We start from the raw sequence: 26,124 nt of genomic DNA, 5'->3' as shown, positions 1-26,124 counted from the left end.
CAGTTTTCCGCCGCGCAGGCAGGGTGGCACCGGTGATAAAAAACTGCGACCAGTGTAAGGATGTCGGCCAGTTAAAGGAATTGGTCAGTCCAAAATAAGCCAGAATCGTGAAGTGGATCAACCAATGAGGGGTTCGGTTTTGACAGCGCAGGGCGAAAGAGTAAGTTAAAGATAACTGACATCTAAATTAAACTGGTATAACAGCATTGCGGTGCGAGACAGGCATAAGGACAAAACATGGAACAAACATGGCGTTGGTATGGCCCGAACGATCCGGTTTCTTTGGACGATGTGCGTCAGGCCGGGGCGACCGGGGTGGTGACGGCGCTGCATCATATCGCGAACGGTGAAGTCTGGCCGATCGACGAAATCCGCGCGCGGCAGGCGCTGTTGGCGGAAAAGGGGCTGGTGTGGTCGGTGGTGGAGAGCGTGCCGGTACATGAGGAGATCAAAACCCACAGCGGCGACTGGCGGCGGTACATCGCCAATTACCAGCAGTCGCTGCGCAACCTGGCGGCCTGCGGCATCGATACCGTCTGCTACAACTTCATGCCGATCCTCGACTGGACGCGCACCGATCTGGCCTATCCGCTGCCGGACGGTTCCAAAGCGCTGCGTTTCGATCAGATAGCCTTCGCCGCGTTCGAGCTGCATATCCTGCAGCGCGCCGGCGCCGAAGCCGACTATACGCCGCAGGAACGCAGCCAGGCGGCGGCCCGTTTCGCCGCCATGAGCGAGGAGGAGAAAGCCACGCTGACCGGCAACATCATCGCCGGGCTGCCGGGGGCGGAGGAGGGCTACACGCTGGATCAGTTCCGCCGCCGGTTGGCGGAATACGACGGCATCGACAAGGCGCGGCTGCGCGAAAACATGGCGGCCTTTCTGCGCGCCATCGTGCCGGTGGCGGAAGAGGCCGGCATCCGGCTGGCGGTGCACCCCGACGATCCGCCGCGGCCGATCCTCGGCCTGCCGCGCATCGTCTCCACGATTGAAGACATGCAGTGGCTGAAGCAGACCGTCGACAGCATTTATAACGGCTTCACCCTATGCACCGGTTCATACGGCGTGCGCGCCGATAACGATCTGGTGCGGATGATTGAGACCTTCGGCGATCGCATTCACTTTACCCACCTGCGCGCCACCTGCCGCGAGGAGAACCCGAAAAGCTTCCACGAAGGGGCGCACCTGCAGGGCGATGTGGACATGGTGGCGGTGATCGAAGCGATCCTGACCGAAGAGCTGCGTCGGCAACGGGCAGGCGATCGGCGGCCGATCCCGATGCGCCCCGATCATGGGCATCAGATGCTGGACGACTTGAAAAAGAAAACCAATCCGGGCTATTCGGCCATCGGGCGGTTGAAAGGGCTGGCGGAGCTGCGCGGCGTCGAGCTGGCGCTCAAGCGGCGCTTTTTCCCGGAATTGCCGTAGCGGAAAAGGAAACGGGGCCGAGACTCGGCCCCGCTGGCGCCGACTAGTCGGCGCGGCTCATGTAGCGGCGTTCGGCGATATGAATGCGAATCTTGTCGCCGGCGCTGAGGTATTCCGGCACGTGGATCACCAGGCCGGTCGCCATGGTGGCCGGTTTGTTGCGGGCGCTAGCGGAAGCGCCTTTGATGCCCGGCGCGGTCTCGACGATTTCCATATCCACGGTCTGCGGCAGCTCCAGCGCCAGCACCTGGCCGTCCAGCGTCAGCACCTGCATGCCCGGCAGACCGCCTTCCGGAATGAACAGCAGCTCGTCTTCGATCTGGTCTTTCTTGAAGATGTACGGCGTGTAGTCTTCGTCATCCATGAACACGTATTCTTCGCCGTCGATATAGGAGAAGTTCACCTTGCGGCGCGACAGGGAAATGGTGTCCAGGATATCGTCGCCCTTGAAGCGTTCTTCCACTTTCAGGCCGGTGCGCACGTCGGAGAAGCGCATTTTGTACAGGGTGCTGGCGCCGCGGGCGCTCGGGCTCTGCACGTCGATATCTTTTACCAGCAGCAGTTTGCCGTTGTAGCTGATCGCCATGCCGCGCTTAATTTCGTTAGCTCTTGCCATTTCAATTCATCCGCAATGAAGAGTATTAGAGAAGTTGCGACAAGGTACTCGCGCCGCTGATTTCAGGCAATAGCCCGGTGTAAAAACAGTGCGGGAAAGGGAGAACAGATGATCTCCCTGCGGGGATTAGTGGAAGACCGGCAGCAGACCGAACAGCGACAGAATATGCGCGGCGGCGTTGATCAGCCCGAATAGGATGACGAACAGGATCACGCCGTTGCCGCCCGGTGCGCGGTATCCCGCCTGTGGATAGCGGCGGCGGCTGGCGCGCGCCATCAGCGCCGGCACGATCACTGCCCAAATGGTGGCCGCCAGCCCGGCGAAGCCGATGGCGTACAGGAAACCGTTCGGGAACAGCAGCGCGGCCAGGGTCGGCGGCACAAAGGTCACCAGCGCGGTCTTGCTGCGTCCGACGGCGTCGTCCTTGAACTTGCAGAAGTCCGCCAGGTAATCGAACAGGCCCAGCGACACGCCGAGGAACGAGCTGGCCAGCGCCATATAGGAGAAGGCGTTCAGCAGTTGGCTGACGGTCTGGCTGCTGGAGACGTTGCCCATTTGCTTGAGCAGGCTGCCGATATTGCCGCCCTCGGCGATCACCTGCTTGAAGGCGTCGCGCGCGATATTGCCCTGAATCACATACTGCCACAGGATGTAGATCGCCAGCGCCAGCAGGGTGCCGTACACCAGGCTGCGCACCACGGCGCCGCTGTCCTTGTGGTAGTACTTCACCAGCCCGGGAATGTTGCCGTGGTAACCGAACGAGGTCAGCAGGTAAGGCAGCGCCGCCAGGGCGTAAGGCAGATAGCTGGCCTGATCATCGCCGGTGTTGAACAGCACCGCAGGCTGCACATGGGTGAACATGTCGCCCACCGACATCACGAAGGTGATCACCATACCGCCGATCAGAATGGTGCTCAGGCGATCGACCGCGCGGGTGGAGAGCCAGACGATAAACGCCACGACCAGCGCGAACACCAGGCCGGCGGTGGTCTGGCCGACGCCGACGATGCCCTCCAGCGTATGCGCGATAATCGAGCCGCCGGCGGAGATATAGGCGTAGGTCAGGATGTACAGCACGAACGCTACCGACAGGCCGTTCACGGCGTTCCAGCCTTTACCCAGCAGATCCTTGACCATGGTGTTGAAGCTGGCGCCGCTCGGATAGTGCAGCGTGGCTTCGAGGATCATCAGGCCGGAAAGCAACATGCAGGCCCAGGTATACACCAGCAGCGCGACGGAGCCGCTGAACCAGACACCGGAAGTGACGATCGGAATGGAAAACATGCCGGCGCCAACGGCGGTTCCGGCAATGATCATCGCGCCGCCGAGGACGGAAGGGCGGGCCAGCTTCTGGATGGTGTCCGTAGACATGCGTGCTCCTGATGGAAGAGGTTCTTTTGTACTAGCTCAATGGTACATGGGTGTATGGCGCATGTAAAGCGGGGGAATTGCACGTTTCACGCGTTTTTATCTGTAAATCAAGGTGTGTTGGGCGTTTATTCGCCATACGATGACGCCGGCCGGCGCAGGGCGATGAGTGTAAAGATCGCCGGGGCGCAGGGATTCTGCTGGCGGCCGCCGCGCGCGGCTGCTATTGTCGCGCTTCTTTTCCCCAGCCCACCAGGAGTAGCGCTGATGGACTGTCGCAGCGACTGCGGCGCCTGCTGTATCGCGCCGTCAATATCCAGCCCGATCCCCGGCATGCCGAACGGCAAGCCCGCCAATACCCGCTGCATTCACCTGGATGAGCAGCTGCGCTGCGGTCTGTTTCATTCGCCGCTGCGGCCGAAAGTGTGCGGCAGCCTGCAGCCGAGCCGCGACATGTGCCACGATCACCGCGATCAGGCGCTGATTTATCTCGCCAGGCTGGAAGCGGACACCGCGCCCTAAGCGTCTTTCAACCGCCACAGGCACAGCGTGGCCCCCACCGTCATCGCCAGCGCGGCGTAAAACACCGCATGGTAGTTCCAGATTTCCGCCACCGCGCCGGCGATCGAGCCGGCGATGATCCAGCCCACCCGGGTGGTGTTGGTGAACAGCGTGGTGGCCGCGCCGGCCTGGCCGGGCATCAAATCCTGAAAATAGAGCATGCCGATCCCCGCCAGCACGCCGATAAACGCCGCATTCAGCAGCTGCAGGGCGATGAGCTGCCAGCTGCCGGTGATAAACAGCAGGCCGCAGTAGAACAGCACGCCGGCGACCACCGCCCCGCGCATCAGGCGGCGTTTGCCGCAGCGCTTCGCCGCCAGTCCGGCGAGCAGCATGACCGGGATCTCCAGCCCGGCGGCGGCGCCCATCAATATCCCGGCCAGCCGCTCCGGTAGCCGCAGCTCGTGCACCACGTACAGCGGCATGTTGATCAGGTACATGCTGTTGGCGGTCCACATCAGGGTGCAGGCGACGAACAGCAGCAGCGAATCGCGGCGGTGCTGCCGCGGTGCGGCCAGGGGCGCGTTCGTCGCCGCGGTTTTCGGCATCGAGGGCAGCCGTTTCCACACCAGCAGGCCGCACAGCACAAAGGCCGCCGCGCCCGCCAGATACATGGCCTTAAAGCCGAAGCCCAGCGCCAGCGCGAAGGCGATCGGCGGGCCAATGACCCAGGCCAGGGAGACCTGGGCGCGCATGATGGAGGTGAACATCACCGCCTCGCGGCCGGTACGGTCGGCATGCTCACGTGCCAGCGCAAACATCTGCGGGTTGGCGGTGGAACCGAAGCTGGTGAGCACCACGCCGACGATCAGCAGCAGGTAATAGTCGCGGTTCCAGGCGAACAGCGTGAACCCCAGCGCACCCAGCATGCAGCAGAGGAAGATCAGCGATTTGCGGTCGCCTTGTTTATCCGAACGGCCGGCGAGAAACTGGCTGACCAGAATGCCGATCACCGCGCTGCCGGTAAAGAACAGCCCGACCAGCGCCGGCCGTACCTTGACCTCGGTTTCCAGAAACAGGCTCAGCGTCGGGGTTTGCAACGCACCGGCGATACCGGTCAGGAACGCCACCGCCAAAAAGGCCAGCGAAGTGAGATCGGGCGCGCGTCGCGTTATTGCGGATGAAGTCGGCATGGTGGTTGATAATTCGTCGAAAAAGGAAGGTCGCGCGCATCATACGCCCGTTGAAATGAAACGCAAACCGCTCCCTTGCGGCGAAGGGTAAACGGATATGTCGTGCGGCGACGAGAAAAAAGGGGCGCGTCGCGCCCCCCAGACCGTTGACAAAGGAGGAAAAAACGTGGTTTTTCCTCCTTTGTGGTCATCAGCCGAAAATCAATTCATTGATTTTCCCTGTTTGTTATCCGCTGCTTTCTGCAAACCGGGCAATGACATGAGGTTTGTCATCAACCTCAGGGGCGCGTCGGTAAATCAGGCGCCTTGTGGCACCGCGTGCGCGGTATTTTTCAATACCGGCCCCCGATACTTCTCGATCTGCAGCTGCGCCATCTGCCCGCAGTTGCCCTGCGCCAGGCTGGAAGAGCCGATGTCGAAGGTCAGGCAGTTGACGTTGCCGTTCTTGCACAGCGAGCCGGGTTGCGCCGGATCGGCCGGATCGAACCAGGCGCCTTCGCTGATGCGCACCACGCCCGGTCGCACGTCTTCGCTGACCACTGCGCCCACCAGGATCTGGCCGCGATCGTTGAACGCCCGCACCAGATCGCCGCCGCTGATGCCGCGCGGCTGCGCGTCCTGCGGATGGATCAGGATAGCTTCACGATCCGCTACCGCGTATTTCTCGCGCAGCGGCGTGTTGTCGAGCTGAGAGTGCAGCCGGTTGGTCGGGTGCGCGGTATTGAGCGACAGCGGATATTTGGCCGCTTCCGGCCCGCGATACCACTCGTGCGGCGGCATCCAGGTCGGGATGCCGGGGCAATCCTCGTAATGCATTTTGGCGATAGCGTCGGAGTAGATCTCGATCTTGCCCGACGGCGTGCCCAGCGGGTTCAACAGCGGGTTGTCGCGATAGTCGGCGAAGCGCACCCACTGCTTGTTGGCCTCCGGCACCGGGAAGCGCACGTAGTTGTTGGATTGCCAGAACATGTCGAACGGCGGCAGCGCCACCCGGGCCGCGCGCGCCTGGTTCTTCATGTCGTCGTACATGCCTTTCAGCCACTGGGTTTCGTCTTTGCCCTCGGTAAAGGCCTCCTGCACGCCCAGCCTGGCCGCCATCGCCGAGAAGATGTCGAAGTCGCTGCGCGACTCGTGCTGCGGCGGCACGCATTGATGCATCGGGAACACATAGAGCTGCGAATAGTCGCCGCCCATTTCCAGATCGTTGCGCTCGTAGCTGGTGGTGGCCGGTAGCACGATGTCGGCATGCTTGGCGGTAGCGGTCCAGTAAGGCTCGTTGACCACGATGGTGTCCGGCCGCTGCCAGGCTTTGACCAGGTTATTGGTGTCCTGATGCTGGTGGAAGGTGTTGCCGCCCGCCACATACACCATTTTCACCTCAGGGTAAGTGACCTTGGCACCGTTGAAGTCGATGGTTTTGCCCGGATTGCTCAGGCATTCGGCGATGCGCGCCACCGGGATCGGCGCCGGGGAGTTCTTCGGCGCGTTGCCGGCGGAGATGCCGGCGATGATGCCGCCCTTGGCGGTCGGGCTGCCGCCGGAGGAATAGTGGTAGCTGAAGCCGAAGCCGCCGCCCGGCAGGCCGATCTGGCCGAGCATCGCCGCCACCGTCACCAGCAGCCAGTGCTGCTGTTCGCCGTGGTGCTGGCGCTGAATGCCCCAGCCGCCCATGATCATGGTGCGATGCTTCGCCATCTCGCGCGCCAGACCGCGCAGCGTGTCGGCATCGACGCCGCTGATGTCGGCCGCCCATTCGGCGGTTTTCGCCACGCCGTCGCTCTCGCCCAGCAGGTAGGCCTGGAACTTGTCGAAGCCGACGGTGTAGGTTTTCAGGAAGTCCGGGTTATGCAGCTTCTCGGTCAGCAGCGTGTGGGCGATGCCGATCAGCATGGCGCCGTCGGTATAAGGACGCGGGGCGATCCACTGCGCATTGACGAACTTGGCGCTGTCGCTGTGCACCGGATCGATGCTGATCACCCGGGTGCCTTTCTTCTTCAGCGCCTCGAAGCCGGTCTGGCCGACGTGATCCGGCACGTTCCAGCTGTTTTTCAGCGTGACCATCGGGTTGCAGCCCCACAGGATCACCAGCTCGCTGTTCTCGATCACGTTCGGCCAGGCGGTCTGCTGTTCGTAGACCTCCATCGAACCGACCACGTGCGACATGATCACCTGCGCCGCGCCGGTGGAGTAGTCGCCGGCGTAGCCGAGGAAACCGCCGGTCAGGTTCATCAGGCGCTGCAGCAGCGTGCGGCTGTTGTGCAGCATGCCGACGCTTTTCCAGCCGTAGGAACCGGCGTAGATCGACTGCGGCCCGTGATCTTTTTGCAGGCGAACGATCTCATTGCACACCAGCTCGGTCGCTTTGTCCCAGCTGACGCGCACCCACTCGTCGCGGCCGCGCAGCTCGGTATGGCTGCCGGGGCCGCCCTCCAGCCAGCTTTTACGCACCATCGGGTATTTGATGCGGTTCTCGGCGTGCACCTGATAAGGCGCCATGGTGATCAGCTCATTCGGATACGGATCGTCCTGCACCGGCTGCACGCCGACCATCTTGCCGTCCTGCACGATGGCCTCGAACGCGCCCCAGTGGGCGCCGGTCAGAATGCCTTTTTGCGCCTGACGCAAGACGATGAACTGCGGCAGCGCTTCGCTGATGGCCTGCGCCAGCGCCGCTTTGGGCCATAAGCCAGCCAGCAGCGGGGCGGCGGCCAGCGCGGCGGCCCCGGTCAGGAAGCGGCGGCGGCTCATTGTTAACGGTTGTTGGTTGCTCATTGCGCTTCTCCCTTAAAGCTTGGCCGGTGCGGCAGGTGGCATGTCGCTGGCGTGTTTTTGTACGTATTGCGTCAGCACGCGCAGCTGTTCCTGCGTCAGCGAGGTGCGCGGCGCCATGCCTTTGATGACGCCGATCCATTGGTTGGCGTTGAAGCGATCGAGCGCGGTCAGCCCGTGGCAACCGGTGCAGTTGGCCGACATCATGTCCGCGGCGTAGCGCCAGATTTTTTGCTGATCGTCGATCAACTGTTTACGCGGCAGCCACACCTGCAGAGAAACCTGATGCCAGACCAGGCCGGTTTCCGCATCGGTCTGGGTGGAGGCGGTCTTCAGCTGTTGGCGCGCGTCTTCACCCAGCAGCACGCTGAGGATGCGTTTGCCCTGCGCGGCGTAGAACACTTCGCTGACGCCGTCCTGCTGCCAGCCGCTGACGGTGGCCAGCACCTTGTCGCCCTCTTGCTTCACCACCTGCACTTCGGTGGACGGCATCAGGTTGCCGGCGTTATGGCTGTCGTTGGCGCCGAGGAAGAACGGCTCTGTGGCGATGGTGTAAAGGGTGGTGGCGTCCGGTGCGGTCAGCGCCGCGGCCTTCGCCAGCTCGGCGGCGCCGGCCTGGGTTTCGCCGCTCATGTCCGGCAGGATGTGGGCCACGCCCTTATGGCAGTCGATGCAGGTCTCGCCCTGTTTGATCGCCACCGGGTGCTGCAGGCGCGCCTCAGGGCGCTGGGCGGTGATGTCCATGGCGTCGTAGCTGTGGCAGGAGCGGCAGGTGGCCGAGTCGTTCTCTTTCAGCGTTTTCCAGACCGACTGCGCCATCGCCAGCTTGTGCGCTTCGTATTTTTCCGGCGTATCGATGGTGCCGACCATTTCGCCATAAATGTCTTTCACCGCGCGGATTTTGGTCCACAGGTAATCGATCGGCTGGTGCGGCACGTGGCAGTCGGCGCACTCGGCGCGGATGCCCTTGGTGTTTTGGAAGTGGACGCTGCCCTGATATTCGGCCAGCGGTTGTTGCATGGTGTGGCAGGAAACGCAGAAGGCGGTATCGCTGGTTTTATGGAAGACGGTGGCGGTCCCGGCCAACAGCGCCGCGCCGAGGATAATCCCCAGCAGCAAAAGCCATAGCCACCCCCACCGGCGCTTTTTTTCAAAGCCAGTCAGTTTTTTGCTCATGGTAAACCCGCTTATAATTATGAATTTAAAATAAAATCTTGCCAAAAGGCCGCCGACCGGAGGTCAGAATGCCACGTCGATTGCAGGGGTAATAATAGAAGAGGGTTAACCCCATAGGGTTATCCGTAGTCAAAAAAAGGGCATATATCGCAAAAAATAGCGTTATATTCTAATTTATATAGCGGTGAGGCAGTGCGGCAGGGGAAGCGAGCGCAACATACGCTCGCGATGGGTCAGGCCGTGGGCACATAGGCCTGGCCGCTCAGCCACAGGCGGATGGCGGTGCGGCTGGCTTCGAAATGCGGCTCCGGCAGGGCGTCTGGCGCGCACCAGCGCCACTCGGCGCACTTTTCAGGTTCTTTCAACTCGGCGCTGCCACCGGGATGATCCACCTGCAGGCAAACAGACACCGTGTGTTTGCCTTCGGCGCGCCAGGTTTGCAGATTGTTGCTGACGCCCACGAAGCGCGGCGGGTCGATAAGCAACCCGGTTTCTTCGGCGATTTCGCGCTGGGCGCACTGCTCGAAGGTTTCGCCGGCCTCCAGATGCCCGCCGGGGATCGACCAAAAGGGCGCGTGCGGGCCGCAGCGTTTGCCCAACAAAATCTCGCCCTGCAGGTTGACGATGATCACCCCGACGCCCGTCACTACGTTCATGCTTTTCTCCGTCAGCAAAGTTTCAGCACAGTATGTCATTTTGCCCCGGCGCTGACCAATGCGCCGGCGAAAGTGTGCGTAAGCTCAAAAATCTGCAATGGCGAAAGGGAGAAAGCTTGCTTTCACCTTGCGCTGCTTACACACTCCTTGAAACGTTTCAGCGTTATCCGGCCGCTTGTGGCGAGCGGGTAACGCTCCTTTTTCTCAATGAAGCTGAAACGATTCAATTCAGCAGGAGAGGAGAATCATGTTCCAGTTGTCACCGCAAGACATTCATCTGGGCGCCGCTGCCGACGGTAAGCAGGAGGCCATCCGCCAGGTGGCCGCCGCCCTGACCGAAGCGGGCTGCGTCAGCGCCGGTTACGTGGACGGCATGCTGCAGCGCGAACTGCAGACGTCCACCTATCTGGGCAACGGCATCGCCATTCCGCACGGCACCACCGATACCCGCGATCTGGTGCTGAAAACCGGCGTGCAGGTATTCCAGTTCCCGCAGGGCATCGCCTGGGGCGAAGGCCAGACCGCCTATGTGGCGATCGGCATCGCCGCCCGTTCCGACGAGCATTTGGCGCTGCTGCGCCAGCTCACGCACGTGCTGAGTGATGACAGCGTGGCGGAGCGGCTGGCGAAAACCACCTCCGCGGAAGAGCTGCGCAGCCTGCTGATGGGCGAACAGCAGAGCGCCGAATTCCAGTTCGACGTTTCGCTGATTGCGCTCGACGTCGCGGCCGACAGCCTGATGACGCTGCAGGCGCTGAACGCCGGCCGGCTGCAAAAGGCCGGCGCGGTCAACGCGCAGTTCGTCAGCGATGCCATCACCCGCAAGCCGCTGAACCTGGGGCAGGGCATCTGGCTGAGCGACAGCGTCGAAGGCAACCTGGCCAGCGCGGCCACCGTCAGCCGTCCGGCGCAGGCTTTCGTGGAAGACGGTGAGCCGGTGGCGCTGCTGCTGACGGTGTCGGTCGCCGATGCGCAGCCGCTGGCGGTGCTCAACTACCTCAGCGACCTGCTGCTGGCCAACAAAGCTGAACGCCTGCTGAAGGCGGATGCCGCCGGGGTGCTGGCGCTGCTGACCAGCGAAGTGGCCGAGGAAAGCAGCGTGCTGAGCGCCGAGTTTGTGATCCGCAACGAGCACGGCCTGCACGCACGGCCGGGCACGGCGCTGGTCAACGTGATCAAAAGTTTCAACAGTGACATCACCGTCACCAACCTGGACGGCAGCGGTAAGCCGGCCAACGGGCGCAGCCTGATGAAGGTGGTAGCGCTGGGCGTGAAGAAAGGGCATCACCTGCGCTTTACCGCCAATGGAGAAGATGCTGAAGCCGCGCTGAAGGCGATTGGCGAAGCGATTAATGAAGGACTGGGCGAGGGCGCAGCATGAGCAGAAGAGTAGCAACGATCACCTTGAACCCGGCGTACGATCTGGTGGGTTTCTGCCCGCAGATCGAGCGCGGGGAAGTCAACCGGGTAAAAACCGCCGGCCTGCACGCCGCCGGTAAGGGTATCAACGTCGCCAAAGTGTTGAAGGATTTGGGCATCGACGTCACCGTCGGCGGTTTCCTGGGCAAAGACAATCAGGACGGTTTCCAGCTGCTGTTCAGCGATCTGGGGATCGCCAACCGCTTCCAGGTGGTGCCGGGCCGCACCCGCATCAACGTCAAGCTGACGGAAAAAGACGGTGAAGTGACCGACTTCAACTTCTCCGGTTTTGAAGTCACACCGCAGGATTGGGATCGCTTCGTCAGCGACTCGCTGAGCTGGCTGGGCCAGTTCGACATGGTGGCGGTGAGCGGCAGCCTGCCGGCCGGCGTCGATCCCGATGCCTTTACCGACTGGATGACCCAGCTGCGCGCCAAGTGCCCGTGCATCATTTTCGACAGCAGCCGCGAAGCGCTGGTCGCCGGGCTGAAGGCCTCGCCGTGGCTGGTGAAGCCGAACCGCCGCGAGCTGGAAATCTGGGCCGGCCGCCCGCTGCCGACGCTGGCGGACGTGGTCGAGGCCGCGCATGCGCTGCGCGAACAGGGCATCGCCCACGTGGTGATCTCCCTCGGCGCGGAAGGTGCGCTGTGGGTTAACGCGTCCGGCGCCTGGATCGCCAAACCGCCGTCCTGTGAGGTGGTCAGCACCGTGGGCGCCGGCGATTCGATGGTCGGGGGCCTGATTTACGGCCTGCTGATGCGCGAATCCAGTGAACATACCCTGCGTCTGGCCACGGCGGTAGCGGCGCTGGCGGTCAGCCAGAGCAACGTCGGCGTGACCGATCGTCCCCAGTTGGCCGCGATGATGGCGCGCGTCGATCTGAAACCTTTCAATCAATAGCAGGAGGCAGAATGAAAACGCTGCTGATGGTAGACAGTTCGCTGGGGCAGGCCCGAGGCCACCTGGCGAAACGCATGCTGGAGGCTGCCGCGGCCAAAACCGGCCTGACGCTGGTCGAGTCGCTGCAGGACGCCGAACTGGTGGCGGTGGCGGGGCAGTCTGCCCCTGCTGACGCCGGGCTGAACGGCAAATTGGTGTATGTGGGCGACGTAGAGCAGGCGGTGCGTGAACCGGACGCTTTTCTGGCGCGCGCCAAGGCCGAAGCTGAAACCTATCAGGCACCGCAGGCGGCGGCGCCGGTGAAAGCCGATGGGCAAAAACGCATCGTGGCGATCACCGCTTGCCCAACCGGCGTGGCGCACACCTTTATGGCGGCCGAGGCCATTGAAAGTGAAGCGAAGAAACGCGGCTGGTGGGTGAAGGTGGAAACGCGCGGCTCCGTCGGCGCCGGCAACGCCATCACCCCGGAAGAAGTGGCGGCGGCGGATCTGGTGATCGTCGCGGCGGATATCGAGGTGGATCTGGATAAGTTTGCCGGCAAGCCGATGTACCGCACTTCCACCGGCCTGGCGCTGAAGAAAACCGCCCAGGAACTGGACAAGGCGCTGGCCGAGGCCGAGGTGTTCCAGCCGCAGCAGCGCGGCAGTGCGGCGCCGGCGGGTAAAAAGAAAGAGGGCAACGGCCCGTATCGCCACCTGCTGACCGGCGTGTCCTACATGCTGCCGATGGTGGTGGCCGGCGGTCTGTGTATCGCGCTGTCGTTCGTGTTCGGCATCAAGGCGTTTGAAGTCAAAGGCACGTTGGCGGCGGCGCTGATGCAGATCGGCGGCGGCTCCGCCTTTGCGCTGATGGTGCCGGTATTGGCCGGTTTCATCGCCTTCTCCATCGCGGATCGCCCGGGCCTGACGCCGGGCCTGATCGGCGGCATGCTGGCCGTGAGCACCGGCGCCGGGTTCCTCGGCGGCATCATCGCCGGTTTCCTGGCGGGTTACGTCGCCAAGGCGATCAGCAGCAAGCTGCGCCTGCCGCAAAGTATGGAAGCGCTGAAGCCAATCCTGATCATTCCGCTGGTCGCCAGCCTGATCACCGGTCTTATCATGATTTACGTAGTCGGCACGCCGGTCGCGAAAATCATGGAAGGCCTGACCCATTGGCTGCAGTCGCTGGGCACCGCCAACGCGGTGCTGCTGGGGGCGATTCTCGGCGCGATGATGTGTACCGACATGGGCGGCCCGGTGAACAAAGCGGCCTACGCCTTTGGCGTGGCGCTGCTCAGCTCCTCGGTGTATGCGCCAATGGCGGCGATCATGGCCGCCGGCATGGTGCCTCCGCTGGCGATGGGGCTGGCGACGCTGCTGGCGCGCCACAAGTTCGAGAAATCCGAACGGGAAGGCGGCAAAGCGGCACTGGTGCTGGGCCTGTGCTTTATCTCTGAAGGGGCGATCCCGTTCGCCGCCCGCGATCCGATGCGCGTGCTGCCTTGCTGCATCGCCGGCGGTGCGCTGACCGGTGCGCTGTCGATGGCGTTCGGTGCCAAACTGATGGCGCCGCACGGCGGGCTGTTCGTGCTGCTGATCCCGGGTGCAATCACGCCGGTGCTGCTGTATCTGGTGGCGATCGCCGCCGGTACCCTGCTGGCGGGCGTGGCTTATGCCCTGCTGAAGCGTGCTGAAACGTCGGTCGCCGCCGCGGCGTAACTGACGTCGGTATCGCCAAAACGCGCAGCCCTGGGTTGCGCGTTTTTGTTTGTGGTTGAGGCAGTTAGCACGATTTACCCCTGGCCAAAAGCCACAACGCTTTCTAAGCTGACAGCGCGACTTTGTTCATGCGAACAAGGAATGACTCAAGGAGATTCATCCGTGGCTAAAAAAGTGGCGATCGTACTGGCATCCGGTCTCGCCGATTGGGAATACGCGCTGATTGCCGGCGTTGGCGGCCCGTTTTATGGGCTGGAGGTAGCGTTTTTTGCGCCGCAGGTCGGAAAGTTTCGCTCACAGGGCGGGCTGACGGTAGAGGTTGAAAAAGGCGTGGCCGAATTGGCGGATTGGCGCCCCGAGGTGCTGGTGGTGGTCGGTGGCACTCTATGGGAAACCGAACGGGCACCGGACATCAGCGCGTTGCTCAACGAGCAGTTTCAACGCGGCGCAACCCTGGCGGGCATTTGCGGTGGAACGTTGGCGCTGGCGCGGGCCGGCCTGTTGAACGGCAGGGCGCATACCTCCAACGATGCCGGGTTTTTGACGCGCCATGCTGAGGGCTACACCGGGCAGCGCCATTTCGTTGCGAGCGCCGCCGCCGTCGTGGATGACGGTGTCATTACGGCACCGGGATCGGCGCCGGTCAGCTTTACCACCGCCGTGTTCAGGGCTGCGGGCCTGGATGAAGAGACGCTGCGCCAGTTCAGCGCCATGCTGGCGGCGGAGCACGAGGTGGGGGAAACCGCTCGCGCCTAGGCGAGCGGCCAGAGGTGGGTTACTGCTGTGCCTTCAGCCAGGCGATCTCTTCCGCCCAGATATCCGGATTTACCGTTTCCAGAATCAGCGGGATATTGTCGAAACGCGGATCGCGCATGATGTAGCTGAACACCGTTTTGCCGATGTTGCCTTCTCCCAGGCTGTGGTGGCGGTCGACGCGGCTGTTGAACTCGCTCTTGGCATCGTTCAGGTGCATGCCGCGCAGGTAGTTGAAACCGACGATGTCGCCAAGCTGCTTAAAAGTGCGCTCGCACTCTTCTTCGGTACGCAGATCGTATCCGGCGGCGAAGGCGTGGCAGGTGTCGATGCAAACGCCGACGCGGCTCTTGTCTTCCACGCCGTCGATGATCGCCGCCAGATGTTCGAATTTGAAGCCCAGGTTGCTGCCCTGGCCGGCGGTGTTTTCGATCACCGCCGTTACGCCGGCGGTTTTGTCCAGCGCGATGTTGATCGATTCGGCGATGCGCGCCAGGCACTTGTCTTCATCGATTTGCAGCAGGTGGCTGCCCGGGTGGAAGTTCAGCAGCGTCAGCCCCAGCTGTTCGCAGCGCTGCAACTCGTCGATAAACGCCTCGCGCGATTTTTCCAACGCCTCGGCCACCGGGTGGCCCAGGTTGATCAGGTAGCTGTCGTGCGGCAGGATTTGCCCCGGCCCGAAGCCGTACTGCGCGCAGGCGCTCTTGAACTTATCGATCACGTCGGCGGCCAGCGGCGCGGCCTTCCATTGACGCTGATTTTTGGTGAACAGGGCGAACGCGGTCGCCTCCAATTCGTGCGCGCGGATAACCGCCTGATCCACGCCGCCTGACGCGCTGACATGTGCACCGACAAACTTCATCTTCATTCTCCTGTGTTATCGGTGACATTATGGCATTGATGGCGGGCGGATTGAATGATGAAAAGCGGCGGCCCGCCGAAGCGGGCCGCTGAAGGGGATGATTAGAGCCAGTGTTGCACCAGCTGGTTTATCGCGCCGCCGCCGACCAGCAGCCAGACGAACAGCAGCGTGGCCAACAGAATCGGTTTCATCCCGGCCTGGCGCACGGCGCTGATGTGGGTGGTCAGCCCCAACGCCGCCATCGCCATCGCCAGCATCCAAGTGTCGGCGGTGATCAGATGGTGCACCAGCGTGGCCGGCAGCAGGTTGAAGGAGTTCAGCCCGGCGACGGCGATAAACAGCACGGCAAACCACGGAATGGTGATGGCGGATTTTTCCGCCTTGCCTGCGCTGCCGCGGCTGATGTAGCCCGACAGCAGCAGCAGGAACGGCGCCAGCATCATCACGCGGATCATCTTGGCGATCACCGCCGCATTTTCGGCGTCCGGCCCGATGGCGTGCCCGGCCGCAACCACCTGAGCCACTTCGTGGATGGTGGAGCCGGCGTAGATGCCGAAGGTTTCCTGGCTGAACGGCAGCCACTGGAAGTGTTCATTCAGCTGATACAGCCATGGGTAGGCGAAGATCGCCAGGGTGCCGAACACCACCACGGTCGAGACCGCCACCGCCACTTTGCTGGAGTCGGCCTTCAGCACCGGCTCGGTGGCCATCACCGCCGCCGCGCCGCAAATGCTGCTGCCGGCGCCGATCAGCATCGCGGTTTGGCTGTCGATGCCGAACACTTTCTTGCCGAGCCAGCAGGCCAGCAGGAAGGTGGTGGTCAGGGTCAGCGCATCGATGATGATGCCGCTGGCGCCCACGTCGGCGATTTGCTGAAAGGTCAGGCGGAAGCCGTAAAGGATAATGCCCAGACGCAGCAGGCGTTGTTTGGCCAGCTGTACGCCGCCGTGACAAACGGTTTGCCAGCGGGGATACAGCGTGTTGCCCACCAGAATGCCGAACAGGATCGCCAGCGTCAGCGCCCCCAGGCCCAGCTCCGCCACCCAGGGAATGTCGCCGGCCCAGACGGCCAGCGCGGTGAGCGCGCCGGTGAGCGCCAGCCCCGGCACCAGGCGCGGCAGGCCGAACAGCGGAAAGCGTCGCTCGGGATAAGTGTGAGTGGTATCAGTCGCCATAAAAGTCAGTCCTTCAGTCTGTTTCTTGCTGCTAAGAGTACGTTTGGGCTGAATAAAAGAGAAATTGATTATATATTTATAACCTATCTGAATAAGTGGTATGGCGTCAGGCATTGGCATAAAGCCGCATTGCGGCTAGGGTGAGGAGGAGCGGCGAGCCGCCGTCAACTTTCCAACTGAACAGGAGCAGGCGATGGATACCGACGATCAACGCAGAGAGCAGATAGACCAGGAAGTGGGGCGCGCGGTGCGGCGGTTGATTGAAGAAAACAAGGTGGTCGATCGCGATCGCCTGGTGGCGATGCTGCAATTAATACAGCGGGACGAAGCCGGCACGCCGCGCGAGGCGGTGCTGGCCGCGGCGGCGCAGCTGGTCGCCTTGGGCAAGTAACGCGCCGAATTGGCCGTAAACCGGGTAGCCTCGCCGGGCTACCCACATCATGTTGACATCATTTTGTGGTTCTCTGGCAGAACCCTTTTTCACTACCGGGACGGCTATGCATATCACGTTGCGTCAACTGGAAGTCTTCACCGAAGTGCTGAAAAGCGGTTCGACCACTCAGGCCTCGGTGGTGCTGGCGCTGTCGCAGTCGGCGGTCAGCGCGGCGCTGGCGGATCTGGAGGGGCAACTGGGCGTGCAGCTGTTCGATCGCGTCGGCAAACGGCTGGTGATCAACGAGCACGGCCGGTTGCTGTATCCCAAGGCGCTGGCGCTGCTGGAGCAGGCGGGGGAAATCGAGCAGCTGTTTCGCCATGACGGCGGGGCGCTGCGCATCGCCGCCAGCAGCACCATCGGCAACTACATGCTGCCGGAGATGATCGCCCGTTACCGCCGGGACTTTCCGGCCACGCCGCTGGAGCTGAACGTCGGCAACAGCCAGGACGTGATCGTGGCGGTGGCAGATTTCCGCGTCGATCTGGGGCTGATCGAAGGGCCTTGCCATATGCCGGAGCTGGTGACGCAGCCGTGGCTGGAGGACGAGCTGGTGGTGTTCGCCGCGCCGGACAACCCGCTGACCCGTCAACCGCCGACGCTCGAGGCGTTGGCCAATGCGCCGTGGATCTTGCGCGAGCGCGGTTCGGGCACCCGCGAGGTGCTGGATCATCTGCTGTTGGCGCACCTGCCGCACTTCCAGCTGGTGATGGAGCTCGGCAACTCGGAGGCTATCAAGCACGCGGTGCGGCACGGCATCGGCATCAGCTGCCTGTCGCGGCGGGTGGTGGCGGAACAGCTGGCCAGCGGCGCGCTGGTAGAACTGCCGGTACCGCTGCCGCCGCTGCGGCGCACCCTGTACCTGATCCGCCATCGGCAAAAGCACATTTCCAACGCATTACAGCGTTTTCTCAGCTATTGCGCGCTGTAATCGGCAGCGCGTCACGCCCTCTGCTGCCGCGCAGGCCGGAAAAAGCATAAAAACCTGCGCGCGCTCACATTAATGAGAGTAAGTAAGGCCATAAGGGCCGCGGCTAATAATTGCCTCTGAATTATGAAGCTATCTTATATCAGTGCAATGTTGCTAGTTCACCGGCGGGTATTTGTTACAATCCGCCCTCATTTTTCAAAGAGCAGATAGGGTACGAATGGCTCAGCAGGATATAAAAACATCGGGGCAGCAAGCACCCGGATTGCGCCGCGAGCTGAAAGCCCGGCATTTGACCATGATCGCCATCGGCGGCTCCATCGGCACCGGCCTGTTCGTCGCCTCGGGGGCCACGGTTTCTCAGGCAGGCCCCGGCGGGGCGCTGTTGTCTTACGCGCTGATCGGTTTGATGGTGTACTTCCTGATGACCAGCCTGGGCGAGCTGGCGGCCTTTATGCCGGTCTCCGGTTCATTCTCCACTTACGGCGCCAAATACGTGGAAGAAGGCTTCGGCTTCGCGCTGGGCTGGAACTACTGGTACAACTGGGCGGTGACCATCGCCGTTGATCTGGTGGCCTCGCAGTTGGTGATGAGCTACTGGTTCCCGGACACCCCCGGCTGGATCTGGAGCGCGCTGTTCCTCGGCCTGATGTTCCTGCTGAACTACATTTCGGTGAAAGGGTTCGGCGAGGCGGAATACTGGTTCGCGCTGATCAAGGTCAGCACCGTGATTATCTTCATCGCCGTCGGCGTGCTGATGATCGTCGGCATTCTGAAGGGTGGCGAGCACGCCGGCTGGCAGAACTGGACGATAGGGGACGCGCCGTTCGCCGGTGGCTTCTCGGCGATGATCGGCGTGGCCATGATCGTCGGCTTCTCGTTCCAGGGCACCGAACTCATCGGCATCGCGGCCGGCGAATCGGAAAACCCGGGTAAAAACATCCCGCGCGCGGTGCGTCAGGTGTTCTGGCGTATCCTGCTGTTCTATATCTTCGCCATTCTGATCATCAGCCTGATCATTCCGTATACCGATCCGAGCCTGCTGCGCAACGACGTGAAGGACATCAGCGTCAGCCCGTTCACCCTGGTGTTCCAGCATGCCGGCCTGCTGTCGGCGGCGGCGGTGATGAACGCGGTGATCCTGACGGCGGTGCTGTCGGCCGGTAACTCGGGCATGTACGCCTCTACCCGCATGCTGTTCACCCTGGCGTCGGAAGGCAAGGCGCCGCGCATCTTCGCCAAGCTGTCGAAAGGCGGCGTGCCGCGCAACGCGCTGTACGCGACCTGCGTGGTGGCCGGGCTGTGCTTCCTGACGTCGATGTTCGGCAACCAGTCGGTTTACCTGTGGCTGCTGAATACCTCGGGCATGACCGGTTTCATCGCCTGGTTGGGCATCGCTATCAGCCACTATCGCTTCCGTCGCGGTTACATGCTGCAGGGGCGCGATCTGAACGACTTGCCGTACCGTTCCGGGTTCTTCCCGCTGGGGCCGATCTTCGCCTTCGTGCTGTGCCTGATCATTACCCTGGGCCAGAACTACCAGGCCTTCCTGCAAGACAAGATCGACTGGTACGGCGTGACCGCGACCTACATCGGCATTCCGCTGTTCCTGCTGATCTGGTTTGGTTACAAGCTGTCGCGCGGCACCCGCGTCGTGAAGTACAGCGAAATGGAATTCCCGAAGATGGACGTGAAGTAATTTTCGGAGAGTGAGACGCGGCGGGGGTTCCCGCCGCGTGTGGTTTTACTTTTTCCCGCCTTTGGCTTCCGCCAGCGCCTGCTGCGCCGAGCTCATCAAATCTTCCACCGTCGCATAATCCTGCGTCAACGCCAAAATGCCGGCGTTGAGCTGCATGTTCACCTCGCCGAATGCGCCAAAATCGTAGGGCGCCTCCAGCGGCGGCACGATGCGCGCGAGGAACTCGCTTTCCGCGCCGTAGGGCAGATCGTGCACCAGTATCAAAAACAGGCCGCCGGTATAGCGGCAGACGTAGTCGCTGGGGCGGATCAGCGTCTTGAGGCGCTCGCCGACGGTGCGCAGCACGTCATCGCCAATCTGGACGCCGTGGCTTTGGTAGAGCGCAGCCAGCGGACCGAACTCAAGAATGAACAGGTGGGAGATCGTCTGCGCCGCTGCGGGGCGGCAGATGCTGCGCATCACCACCTCGCCGCCCGCTCGGTTGAGGAAGCCGGTCAGGCGATCGCGGTGCGACGCCTGCTGCTTCTCCCAAGCCAGCGTGACGTGCTGTACCCGCTGACGGTGGTAGCGAGCGATCATGCCATGGGCCAGCACCAGCCACAGCGGCGCGAGGTCCGCCAGGACAAACAGGTTTTGCACGCGCGACAGCGGTGCCGCCAGCAGGTAGGGCAGCGTCAGCGCGATCACCTCAAGCAGCGCGAAGCGCGGCGCGGCGGCGTGGCGCTGCATCAGCCAGCAGGCCAGGGCGGTGATCGTCAGCCCGGCGAACAGGATTAAAACGAAGCGGCCTGACAGCATCGCCAGCGCGGCGCTGGCGCCGACCAGCAGCATCCACAGCAGCACCGTCACCAGCATGGCGTCCGGCCAGGCGGGTTGGCGCCGCTGCGCCAACCCGGCGCGTCCGGCGGTTAACAGCAACAGCAGCAGCAGCAAACCGATGCCGACCAGCCGCTGGTTCAGCCAGGCATACCCCACCAACAGCGCCGCCGGCCCCACGGCATTCAGCCAGGGGGTGAGGGGAGAGGGCGTCAGCGTGAGCCGCAGCTGGCGTTGAAACGGCTCGTCGTCGGCGTGCAGCGGGCTGTACAACAGCCAGTTCAGCAGCGCCGGGCGTTTGGGCGTTACCGCCGGAGATGGACTTCTCATTACAGCCTCGTCAATAAAGGCCGCTCTTGCGGCGGCCTGAAGGTTTTTTGCACGCGCGGTGCTGTGGTTTTGGATTCTAAGTGGTTTTTTCGTTATTTGTCAGAGTCTGGTCGGATCAGGAATAACTTTCAGAATAATGAACCTAATGGCCGTTGGCGGGGTAAAGGCGAGGGGATGAAAAATGGCGATAGAAAACAATTTATTACATTTTCATAACGCCGTTTTCACCTATTGATATGATTGATAAGTATTATCGTTTGCTTTATTGTTAACGGCTGCGCGCAGGCTGTCGCCGCGCGCTTTCCGGTTTACGGCGGACGCTTTCGCACCGCTGTCATGATGGTTGTAACAGGTATCCTAACTAATGAGCGTATCCACCGATCCCATGACTGAAGCCAAGGGGCAACCCGACGCCGGCGTGATGGGGCGTTATCAGCATATTCTTCGCCATCGCCTGTTGATGATGGGCGTGTTGGCACTGGCAATCCTGGGCTCGCTGCTGCTGGATTTCACCATGGGGCCGTCCGGGCTGTCGCTGTCGTCCTTATGGCAAACGCTGCTCGATCCCGCCGCGGCCGATGCCGGCACGCGGGTGATCGTCTGGGACATCCGCTTGCCTTACGCGCTGATGGCGGTGGTGGTGGGCTTTGCGCTCGGCCTGGCCGGGGCGGAAATGCAGACCATCCTGAATAACCCGCTGGCCAGCCCCTTTACCCTCGGCGTGTCTTCCGCCGCGGCCTTTGGCGCCGCGCTGGCGATCGTGCTCGGCATCGGCATTCCGGGCATTCCCGATCAGTGGTTCATCTCCGCCAACGCCTTTATCTTTGCGCTGTTCGCCGCGCTGATGCTCGACGGCATCACGCGCTGGACGCGGGTCGCCACCTCCGGCGTGGTGCTGTTCGGCATCGCGCTGGTGTTTACCTTCAACGCGCTGGTATCGATGATGCAGTTCATCGCCAGCGAGGACACGCTGCAGGGGCTGGTGTTCTGGACCATGGGCAGTCTGGCGCGCGCCTCGTGGGACAAGCTGGGCATCCTGTTCGGCGTATTCGTCGTGCTGCTGCCGCTGTCGATGATGAGCTCGTGGAAACTGACCGCGCTGCGTCTGGGTGAAGATCGGGCGGTGAGCTTCGGTATCGATGTGCGCCGTCTGCGGCTGGCCACGCTGCTGCGCATCAGCATTCTCTCGGCGCTGGCGGTGGCCTTCGTCGGGCCGATCGGCTTTATCGGCCTGGTGGCGCCGCACATCGCCCGCATGATCTTCGGCGAAGATCACCGCTTCTATCTGCCGGCCAGCGCGCTGATTGGCGCGCTGGTGCTGTCGATGGCCTCGGTGGCGTCGAAAAATCTGGTGCCCGGGGTGATCATTCCGGTGGGCATCGTCACGTCGCTGGTCGGGGTGCCGTTCTTCCTGAGCATTATTCTGCGCCACCGGGGGAACGTATGATCCAGGGCTTACGAATAGAAAACTTCTCGGCGGGCTACCCGAAGCGCCCGGTGATCGACGATCTCTCGGTACCGATGCTGCCACGCGGGCAAATCACCGTGCTGCTGGGGCCGAACGGCAGCGGCAAATCGACGCTGCTGCGCTCGCTGGCCGGGCTGAACCCGGCGCAGGGCAAGCTGTGGCTGGACGACGGCGATCTGATGCAGATGCCGTTCGCCCGTCGGGCGGAGAAAGTGGTCTATCTGCCGCAGTCGCTGCCCGCCGGGGTGCATCTGCACGTGCTGGAGTCGATCATCGTGGCGCAGCGCGCCTCGGGCGGCCGCAGCAACGCCGGCAGCGAAGGGGAAGTGATGGCCCTGCTGGAGCAGTTGGGCATCGCGCACCTGGCGCTGAGCTACCTCGATCAACTGTCCGGCGGCCAGAAACAGCTGGTGGGATTGGCGCAGTCGCTGATCCGTCAGCCCTCGCTGTTGCTGCTGGATGAGCCGCTGAGCGCGCTCGATCTCAACTATCAGTTCCACGTGATGGATTTGGTGCGCCGCGAAACCCGCAAGCGCAATATCGTGACGGTGGTGGTAGTGCATGACATCAACATCGCGCTGCGCCACGGCGACCACGTGCTGATGCTGCAGGATGGCGATCTGATCGCCGACGGTGCGCCGGAGCAGGTGATTACGCCGCAGAGCCTGGCACGGGTCTACGGCGTGCGCGGGCGCATCGAACGCTGCTCGCAGGGCACGCCGCAGGTGCTGATAGACGGGCTGGTAAACCAGCCGACGATTTAACCCAAGAAAAAGCCCGGCATCGCCGGGCTTTCTTTATCGCGCAGTGTGGTTCAGCGCCTCGCTCACGCGTTCGACGACGTGCTGGGCGGTGACGATGCCGCCGGACAGATACACCTCGGCCGCCGGCAGGTAAACCACCTGGCCTTTTTTCACCGCCGTGGTTTTCTTCAGCGCGGTACCGGTAAGGATTTTCTGCGGTGCCACCGCGTTCGGCCGTCCGGTCGCGGCGTCTCTGTCGATAACGAACAGCCAGTCCGGATTCAGTTTGGCCACCTGCTCAGGCGTCAGCTTGTTGCCGCGCACGTCTTTTTCGTCGGACTGCAGCGCAGACGAGAAGCCGAGGGCGTCATAGACGAAGCTGAAACGACTCTTGGGGGCGTAGGCGCTGATCTTGCCGCCGGAGAACAGCACCACCAGCCCGCGCCCGGCCTGAGCGGCCTGCGGTTTGACCGCCGCGATCTGCGCATCCAGCTTATCAACCGCCGCCTGCGCCTGCTGCTGCTTATCGAACAGCTCGCCCAGCTGCAGCGTGCGCTGTTTCAGGCTGCCCAACTGATCCTGCGGATCGACGGACATGTTCAGCGTCGGCGCCAGCGCGTTCAGCTCGTCATAGGCTTTGGCAGCGCGGCCGGCGATCAGGATCAGATCCGGCTTGGCGGCGCGCAGCACGGCCATATCCGGCTCGAACAGGGTGCCGGCATTGAGGTATTTGTCATCCTGATAGCGCTTCAGATTATCCGGCAAGTTCTTGCGGTTGCCGGGCAGCGCCAGCGGCTCGACGCCCAACAGCTGCAGCGTTTCAAGCGAGGCGTAATCCAGCACCACGATGCGCTGCGGGTGCTTTTTCACCTCGGTGCTGCCGTTCAGGTGCTGGACGTTGACGGTGGCCGGCGCCACCGGCGCGTCGGTTTTGCTGTGGCAACCCGCCAGCGCCATCGCGGCCAGCAGGGCGATCATCAGGGGGGAGCGGCGTAATCTCATGGAGCTTCCTCACGGTGATGGAATGAAAAGGGCGCGCAGCGCGCGCCCAGGGGCATCAGAAGTTGTAGGTCATGCCGACGGTGTAACGGCGGCCGTCCAGCGTGGTGCGGTAGTGGTCGTAATCCACGGTTTTGTCGAGGATGTTGTAAACCCCGCCGGTCAGCTGCAGGTTCTTCGCCGCCTGATAGCTCAGGCCCGCATCGACAAAGGTGTAGGATGGGGTGCTGGTCTCCATCGACGTGCGGCTCAGGTAGTCAGAGGTGCGGCTGCGGAAGTTGACGCGCGACCACAGGCTGAGGTCCTGCGTGGCCTGCCAGTCCAGCACGGTGTTGAGCATGTGCTTCGGCATCTGGTTGAGCGCCTTACCCTGGAAGTCGCCGCTCTTCTGTTCGGAAGCGGTGTAGGTGTAGTTGGTGTTCCACTTCCAGTCTTTGTTGATCTGCCAGCCGAAGGTGGCCTCTACGCCGCGCATATTGGCTTTGTCGACGTTGACGCGATCGCTGATAAAGTCATAGACATCGTTGCCGATCTTGCAGTCCGGCGTGTCTTCGCAGCGGCGTACTTCGGTGATCTTGTTCTTGAAGTCGGTGTTGAAGACCGTCACGCCGGCGTTGACGCCTTTCAGGCTATCCCACATCAGGCCGATCTCTTCGCTCAGGCTCTTCTCCGGCTGCAGATCCGGGTTGCCGACGATGATGCCGTTACGCACGCCGCCGCCGGTGACCTGGCCCCAGCTGGCGGAGGATTGGCGCAGATCCGGCGAACGGTAGCCGGCGGAGACGCCGCCTTTCATCGTCCACTGCTCGGTCAGGTGCCAGACGCCGTACATGCGCGGCGACCAGTGGCTGCCGAAGTTCTGATCGCGATCCATACGGATGCCGCTGGTCAGGCTGAAGTCATTGGTCAGCGCCCATTCGTCTTCGGCGAACAGCGCCCAGCTCCAGCGCGTCAGCTGGTTGACGTCTTTCGCCGAGCTCAGCTGGTTGCCGCTGTCGCCCAGTTTCTCATAGCGGTATTGGCCGCCGAGGTTCAGCATGTGGGAACCCAGCTCGAACTGGTTCTGGGTGTTGAAGATGGTGTTGTACATCTTCATCTTGCGGCCCGGGTTATTGGTCTCTTCCCGCTGAACGTAGCTGGTGGAGTTGCCGAAGTCGTAATAACCGTTGTGGGTCAGCGAGTAGTTGGTGCGCGTGTAGAGATCTTCGCTGCGAGAGGTAGGTTTGCACTTGCCTTTGCTGCAACGCTCTGCCACCACCGATTTGCCCGGTGTGCTGTTGCGATCCTGCAGCGAGCGGCCGATTTCGAAGTCGAATTCGTTTTTCTCGTCCGGCGTCAGGGTGAACACCGCGGTGCCGCTGCGCATGCGCTGTTCGTTGTAACCGTTGGCGATTTTATCTTCCGCGCGGCGCGACAGCAGGCCGTTGACCCGCACGCCGAGCAGGCCTTCAATCAGCGGGCCGGAGGCGTAGGCGTTGGTCTGGAACAGATCGCCGGAATCGCGGTTTTCCTGAAGGGTGGCGTCGCCGTGCAGCGAGCCTTTCCACTCGGTGCGGGAGGTCTTGCGGGTGATGACGTTGATCACGCCGCCCATGGCGTCGGAACCGTACAGCGAAGACATCGGCCCGCGCACCACTTCGATACGCTCGATGGCTTCCATCGGCGGCAGCCAGCCCTGTTCGATGCCGGCGTTGTCGCTGTTCGGACGGGTACCGCGGGTGTCAACGCGCTTGCCGTCCACCAGGATCAGCGTGTACTTGGAGGACATGCCGCGGATGCTGATGTCACTGCTGCTGGCGCCGCCGGTGACCACCACGCCCGGCACGTCTTTCAGCGCGTCGGTCACGTCGCGATAGGCCTTGTCTTCAATTTGCTGGCGTGGGATCACCGAGATGGAAGCGGCGGAGTCCTGAATTTTTTGCTGGAAGCCGGAGGCGGTGACGACCATGGTGTCCTGGGTGTCATCCTGCGGCGCGGCCAGCGCGGCGGTGGCGCTGAGTGAGGCGACGACCAGAGCGGCGAGCTTGCTGTAACGTGGCGTTTCCATGAGGTAAACCTTTCCTGGATTGAAGTGAAAGTAATTAACCAATTGAATTTCTAATGAAATTATTCATCGTTCGCTGAGAAATACTTCGCTTCGTCAGCGTTGCGTGAGGGTATTGTAAGGATTTTTTACTGAATGTAAACGCTAATGA

At 62.4% G+C, this 26,124-nt stretch carries 22 protein-coding genes; 11 read left to right on the top strand and 11 right to left on the bottom strand.

Annotated features, from left to right (window positions below):
* The first annotated feature begins 237 nt into the window (after window positions 1-237).
* Window positions 238-1,428 carry a mannonate dehydratase gene (uxuA, locus tag V8N38_RS17145; protein WP_100396392.1) on the top strand — a complete coding sequence of 397 codons (1,191 nt, stop codon included), beginning with the start codon at window positions 238-240 and terminating at the stop codon, window positions 1,426-1,428.
* A gap of 43 nt (window positions 1,429-1,471) precedes the next feature.
* On the opposite strand, the gene yeiP is transcribed toward uxuA, so the two are convergent.
* On the bottom strand, window positions 1,472-2,044 hold the full coding sequence (gene yeiP, locus V8N38_RS17140) for an elongation factor P-like protein YeiP (protein WP_004935725.1): 573 nt from the start codon (window positions 2,042-2,044) through the stop codon (window positions 1,472-1,474).
* Between the two features lie 126 nt (window positions 2,045-2,170).
* Complete coding sequence (mtr, locus tag V8N38_RS17135; protein ID WP_147840093.1) at window positions 2,171-3,415, bottom strand: tryptophan permease; 1,245 nt, start codon at window positions 3,413-3,415, stop codon at window positions 2,171-2,173.
* Between the two features lie 264 nt (window positions 3,416-3,679).
* On the opposite strand from mtr, the gene V8N38_RS17130 reads away from it, so the two are divergent.
* Entirely contained in the window at window positions 3,680-3,934 is a 255-nt protein-coding gene (locus V8N38_RS17130; protein ID WP_019453627.1) for a YkgJ family cysteine cluster protein, read from the top strand.
* Here V8N38_RS17130 and V8N38_RS17125 read toward each other — a convergent pair.
* The 4 genes from V8N38_RS17125 to V8N38_RS17110 form a co-directional block, all read right to left on the bottom strand.
* Window positions 3,931-5,106: a sugar efflux transporter gene (locus V8N38_RS17125; protein WP_060439417.1), complete on the bottom strand. Its 1,176-nt coding sequence runs from the start codon at window positions 5,104-5,106 to the stop codon at window positions 3,931-3,933. The two genes, V8N38_RS17130 and V8N38_RS17125, sit on opposite strands and share 4 nt — an antisense overlap.
* Window positions 5,107-5,403: 297 nt before the next feature.
* Window positions 5,404-7,878 (bottom strand): trimethylamine-N-oxide reductase TorA, encoded by a 2,475-nt coding sequence (gene torA / locus V8N38_RS17120; RefSeq protein WP_147840094.1) that lies wholly within the window; start codon window positions 7,876-7,878, stop codon window positions 5,404-5,406.
* A gap of 12 nt (window positions 7,879-7,890) precedes the next feature.
* Window positions 7,891-9,051, bottom strand: coding sequence for a NapC/NirT family cytochrome c (locus tag V8N38_RS17115; RefSeq protein WP_038876287.1), 1,161 nt, complete (start codon window positions 9,049-9,051; stop codon window positions 7,891-7,893).
* Window positions 9,052-9,284: 233 nt separating this feature from the next.
* Window positions 9,285-9,707 (bottom strand): nucleotide triphosphate diphosphatase NUDT15, encoded by a 423-nt coding sequence (locus tag V8N38_RS17110; RefSeq protein ID WP_147840095.1) that lies wholly within the window; start codon window positions 9,705-9,707, stop codon window positions 9,285-9,287.
* A gap of 247 nt (window positions 9,708-9,954) precedes the next feature.
* Here V8N38_RS17110 and fruB point away from each other — a divergent pair, with 247 nt between their 5' ends.
* The 4 genes from fruB (at window position 9,955) to V8N38_RS17090 (ending at window position 14,479) form a co-directional block, all read left to right on the top strand.
* Window positions 9,955-11,088, top strand: a complete 1,134-nt coding sequence (gene fruB / locus V8N38_RS17105; protein ID WP_060439423.1) for a fused PTS fructose transporter subunit IIA/HPr protein — start codon at window positions 9,955-9,957, stop codon at window positions 11,086-11,088.
* On the top strand, window positions 11,085-12,026 hold the full coding sequence (fruK, locus tag V8N38_RS17100) for a 1-phosphofructokinase (protein ID WP_015378523.1): 942 nt from the start codon (window positions 11,085-11,087) through the stop codon (window positions 12,024-12,026). The genes fruB and fruK overlap by 4 nt, the downstream gene beginning before the upstream one ends.
* A gap of 11 nt (window positions 12,027-12,037) precedes the next feature.
* Entirely contained in the window at window positions 12,038-13,723 is a 1,686-nt protein-coding gene (gene fruA, locus V8N38_RS17095) for a PTS fructose transporter subunit IIBC (RefSeq protein ID WP_087763354.1), read from the top strand.
* A gap of 162 nt (window positions 13,724-13,885) precedes the next feature.
* Window positions 13,886-14,479 carry a DJ-1/PfpI family protein gene (locus V8N38_RS17090; RefSeq protein ID WP_147840096.1) on the top strand — a complete coding sequence of 198 codons (594 nt, stop codon included), beginning with the start codon at window positions 13,886-13,888 and terminating at the stop codon, window positions 14,477-14,479.
* A 19-nt stretch (window positions 14,480-14,498) separates the two neighbouring features.
* On the opposite strand, the gene nfo is transcribed toward V8N38_RS17090, so the two are convergent.
* Entirely contained in the window at window positions 14,499-15,338 is an 840-nt protein-coding gene (nfo, locus tag V8N38_RS17085) for a deoxyribonuclease IV (RefSeq protein WP_016926988.1), read from the bottom strand.
* A gap of 101 nt (window positions 15,339-15,439) precedes the next feature.
* The gene (locus V8N38_RS17080; protein WP_060420222.1) at window positions 15,440-16,513 is read right to left on the bottom strand and encodes a YeiH family protein; all 1,074 of its coding nucleotides are present in this window, start codon (window positions 16,511-16,513) and stop codon (window positions 15,440-15,442) included.
* Window positions 16,514-16,706: 193 nt separating this feature from the next.
* Between V8N38_RS17080 and V8N38_RS17075 the strand changes: the two genes are divergently transcribed.
* The 3 genes from V8N38_RS17075 to V8N38_RS17065 all read left to right on the top strand — a co-directional run bounded on the left by V8N38_RS17075 (window position 16,707) and on the right by V8N38_RS17065 (window position 19,573).
* Complete coding sequence (locus V8N38_RS17075) at window positions 16,707-16,904, top strand: hypothetical protein (RefSeq protein ID WP_038877849.1); 198 nt, start codon at window positions 16,707-16,709, stop codon at window positions 16,902-16,904.
* A gap of 106 nt (window positions 16,905-17,010) precedes the next feature.
* Window positions 17,011-17,877, top strand: a complete 867-nt coding sequence (yieE, locus tag V8N38_RS17070) for a DNA-binding transcriptional regulator YeiE (protein WP_016926991.1) — start codon at window positions 17,011-17,013, stop codon at window positions 17,875-17,877.
* Window positions 17,878-18,094: 217 nt separating this feature from the next.
* Window positions 18,095-19,573, top strand: coding sequence for an amino acid permease (locus tag V8N38_RS17065; RefSeq protein WP_025160186.1), 1,479 nt, complete (start codon window positions 18,095-18,097; stop codon window positions 19,571-19,573).
* A gap of 45 nt (window positions 19,574-19,618) precedes the next feature.
* On the opposite strand, the gene V8N38_RS17060 is transcribed toward V8N38_RS17065, so the two are convergent.
* Window positions 19,619-20,719, bottom strand: a complete 1,101-nt coding sequence (locus tag V8N38_RS17060) for a GGDEF domain-containing protein (protein ID WP_038877854.1) — start codon at window positions 20,717-20,719, stop codon at window positions 19,619-19,621.
* Window positions 20,720-21,083: 364 nt separating this feature from the next.
* Here V8N38_RS17060 and V8N38_RS17055 point away from each other — a divergent pair, with 364 nt between their 5' ends.
* Window positions 21,084-22,166 carry a FecCD family ABC transporter permease gene (locus V8N38_RS17055; RefSeq protein WP_147840097.1) on the top strand — a complete coding sequence of 361 codons (1,083 nt, stop codon included), beginning with the start codon at window positions 21,084-21,086 and terminating at the stop codon, window positions 22,164-22,166.
* Window positions 22,163-22,951 (top strand): ABC transporter ATP-binding protein, encoded by a 789-nt coding sequence (locus V8N38_RS17050; protein ID WP_147840098.1) that lies wholly within the window; start codon window positions 22,163-22,165, stop codon window positions 22,949-22,951. The genes V8N38_RS17055 and V8N38_RS17050 overlap by 4 nt, the downstream gene beginning before the upstream one ends.
* Before the next feature lie 33 nt (window positions 22,952-22,984).
* Here the strand turns inward: V8N38_RS17050 and V8N38_RS17045 are convergent, their stop codons facing one another.
* Both V8N38_RS17045 and V8N38_RS17040 read right to left on the bottom strand, forming a co-directional pair.
* On the bottom strand, window positions 22,985-23,932 hold the full coding sequence (locus V8N38_RS17045) for a siderophore ABC transporter substrate-binding protein (RefSeq protein ID WP_147840099.1): 948 nt from the start codon (window positions 23,930-23,932) through the stop codon (window positions 22,985-22,987).
* A 55-nt stretch (window positions 23,933-23,987) separates the two neighbouring features.
* Window positions 23,988-25,976, bottom strand: a complete 1,989-nt coding sequence (locus V8N38_RS17040) for a ligand-gated channel protein (protein ID WP_060420232.1) — start codon at window positions 25,974-25,976, stop codon at window positions 23,988-23,990.
* Window positions 25,977-26,124: the final 148 nt, after the last annotated feature.

The sequence above is a fragment of the Serratia nevei genome, assembly GCF_037948395.1.
In the GTDB taxonomy this organism is placed as follows: Bacteria; Pseudomonadota; Gammaproteobacteria; order Enterobacterales; family Enterobacteriaceae; genus Serratia; species Serratia nevei.
This window is presented reverse-complemented; position numbering and strand designations above follow the sequence as displayed.

Coding starts and splice junctions, on each gene's coding strand:
- V8N38_RS17115 (WP_038876287.1), bottom strand. CDS start 9,051: ATGAGCAAAAAACTGACTGGCTTTGAAAAAAAGCGCCGGTGGGGGTGG.
- V8N38_RS17060 (WP_038877854.1), bottom strand. CDS start 20,719: ATGAGAAGTCCATCTCCGGCGGTAACGCCCAAACGCCCGGCGCTGCTG.
- torA (WP_147840094.1), bottom strand. CDS start 7,878: ATGAGCAACCAACAACCGTTAACAATGAGCCGCCGCCGCTTCCTGACC.
- V8N38_RS17065 (WP_025160186.1), top strand. CDS start 18,095: ATGGCTCAGCAGGATATAAAAACATCGGGGCAGCAAGCACCCGGATTG.
- nfo (WP_016926988.1), bottom strand. CDS start 15,338: ATGAAGTTTGTCGGTGCACATGTCAGCGCGTCAGGCGGCGTGGATCAG.
- V8N38_RS17125 (WP_060439417.1), bottom strand. CDS start 5,106: ATGCCGACTTCATCCGCAATAACGCGACGCGCGCCCGATCTCACTTCG.
- mtr (WP_147840093.1), bottom strand. CDS start 3,415: ATGTCTACGGACACCATCCAGAAGCTGGCCCGCCCTTCCGTCCTCGGC.
- yieE (WP_016926991.1), top strand. CDS start 17,011: ATGCATATCACGTTGCGTCAACTGGAAGTCTTCACCGAAGTGCTGAAA.
- V8N38_RS17130 (WP_019453627.1), top strand. CDS start 3,680: ATGGACTGTCGCAGCGACTGCGGCGCCTGCTGTATCGCGCCGTCAATA.
- V8N38_RS17045 (WP_147840099.1), bottom strand. CDS start 23,932: ATGAGATTACGCCGCTCCCCCCTGATGATCGCCCTGCTGGCCGCGATG.
- fruB (WP_060439423.1), top strand. CDS start 9,955: ATGTTCCAGTTGTCACCGCAAGACATTCATCTGGGCGCCGCTGCCGAC.
- fruK (WP_015378523.1), top strand. CDS start 11,085: ATGAGCAGAAGAGTAGCAACGATCACCTTGAACCCGGCGTACGATCTG.
- yeiP (WP_004935725.1), bottom strand. CDS start 2,044: ATGGCAAGAGCTAACGAAATTAAGCGCGGCATGGCGATCAGCTACAAC.
- uxuA (WP_100396392.1), top strand. CDS start 238: ATGGAACAAACATGGCGTTGGTATGGCCCGAACGATCCGGTTTCTTTG.
- V8N38_RS17075 (WP_038877849.1), top strand. CDS start 16,707: ATGGATACCGACGATCAACGCAGAGAGCAGATAGACCAGGAAGTGGGG.
- fruA (WP_087763354.1), top strand. CDS start 12,038: ATGAAAACGCTGCTGATGGTAGACAGTTCGCTGGGGCAGGCCCGAGGC.
- V8N38_RS17055 (WP_147840097.1), top strand. CDS start 21,084: ATGAGCGTATCCACCGATCCCATGACTGAAGCCAAGGGGCAACCCGAC.
- V8N38_RS17050 (WP_147840098.1), top strand. CDS start 22,163: ATGATCCAGGGCTTACGAATAGAAAACTTCTCGGCGGGCTACCCGAAG.
- V8N38_RS17080 (WP_060420222.1), bottom strand. CDS start 16,513: ATGGCGACTGATACCACTCACACTTATCCCGAGCGACGCTTTCCGCTG.
- V8N38_RS17040 (WP_060420232.1), bottom strand. CDS start 25,976: ATGGAAACGCCACGTTACAGCAAGCTCGCCGCTCTGGTCGTCGCCTCA.
- V8N38_RS17110 (WP_147840095.1), bottom strand. CDS start 9,707: ATGAACGTAGTGACGGGCGTCGGGGTGATCATCGTCAACCTGCAGGGC.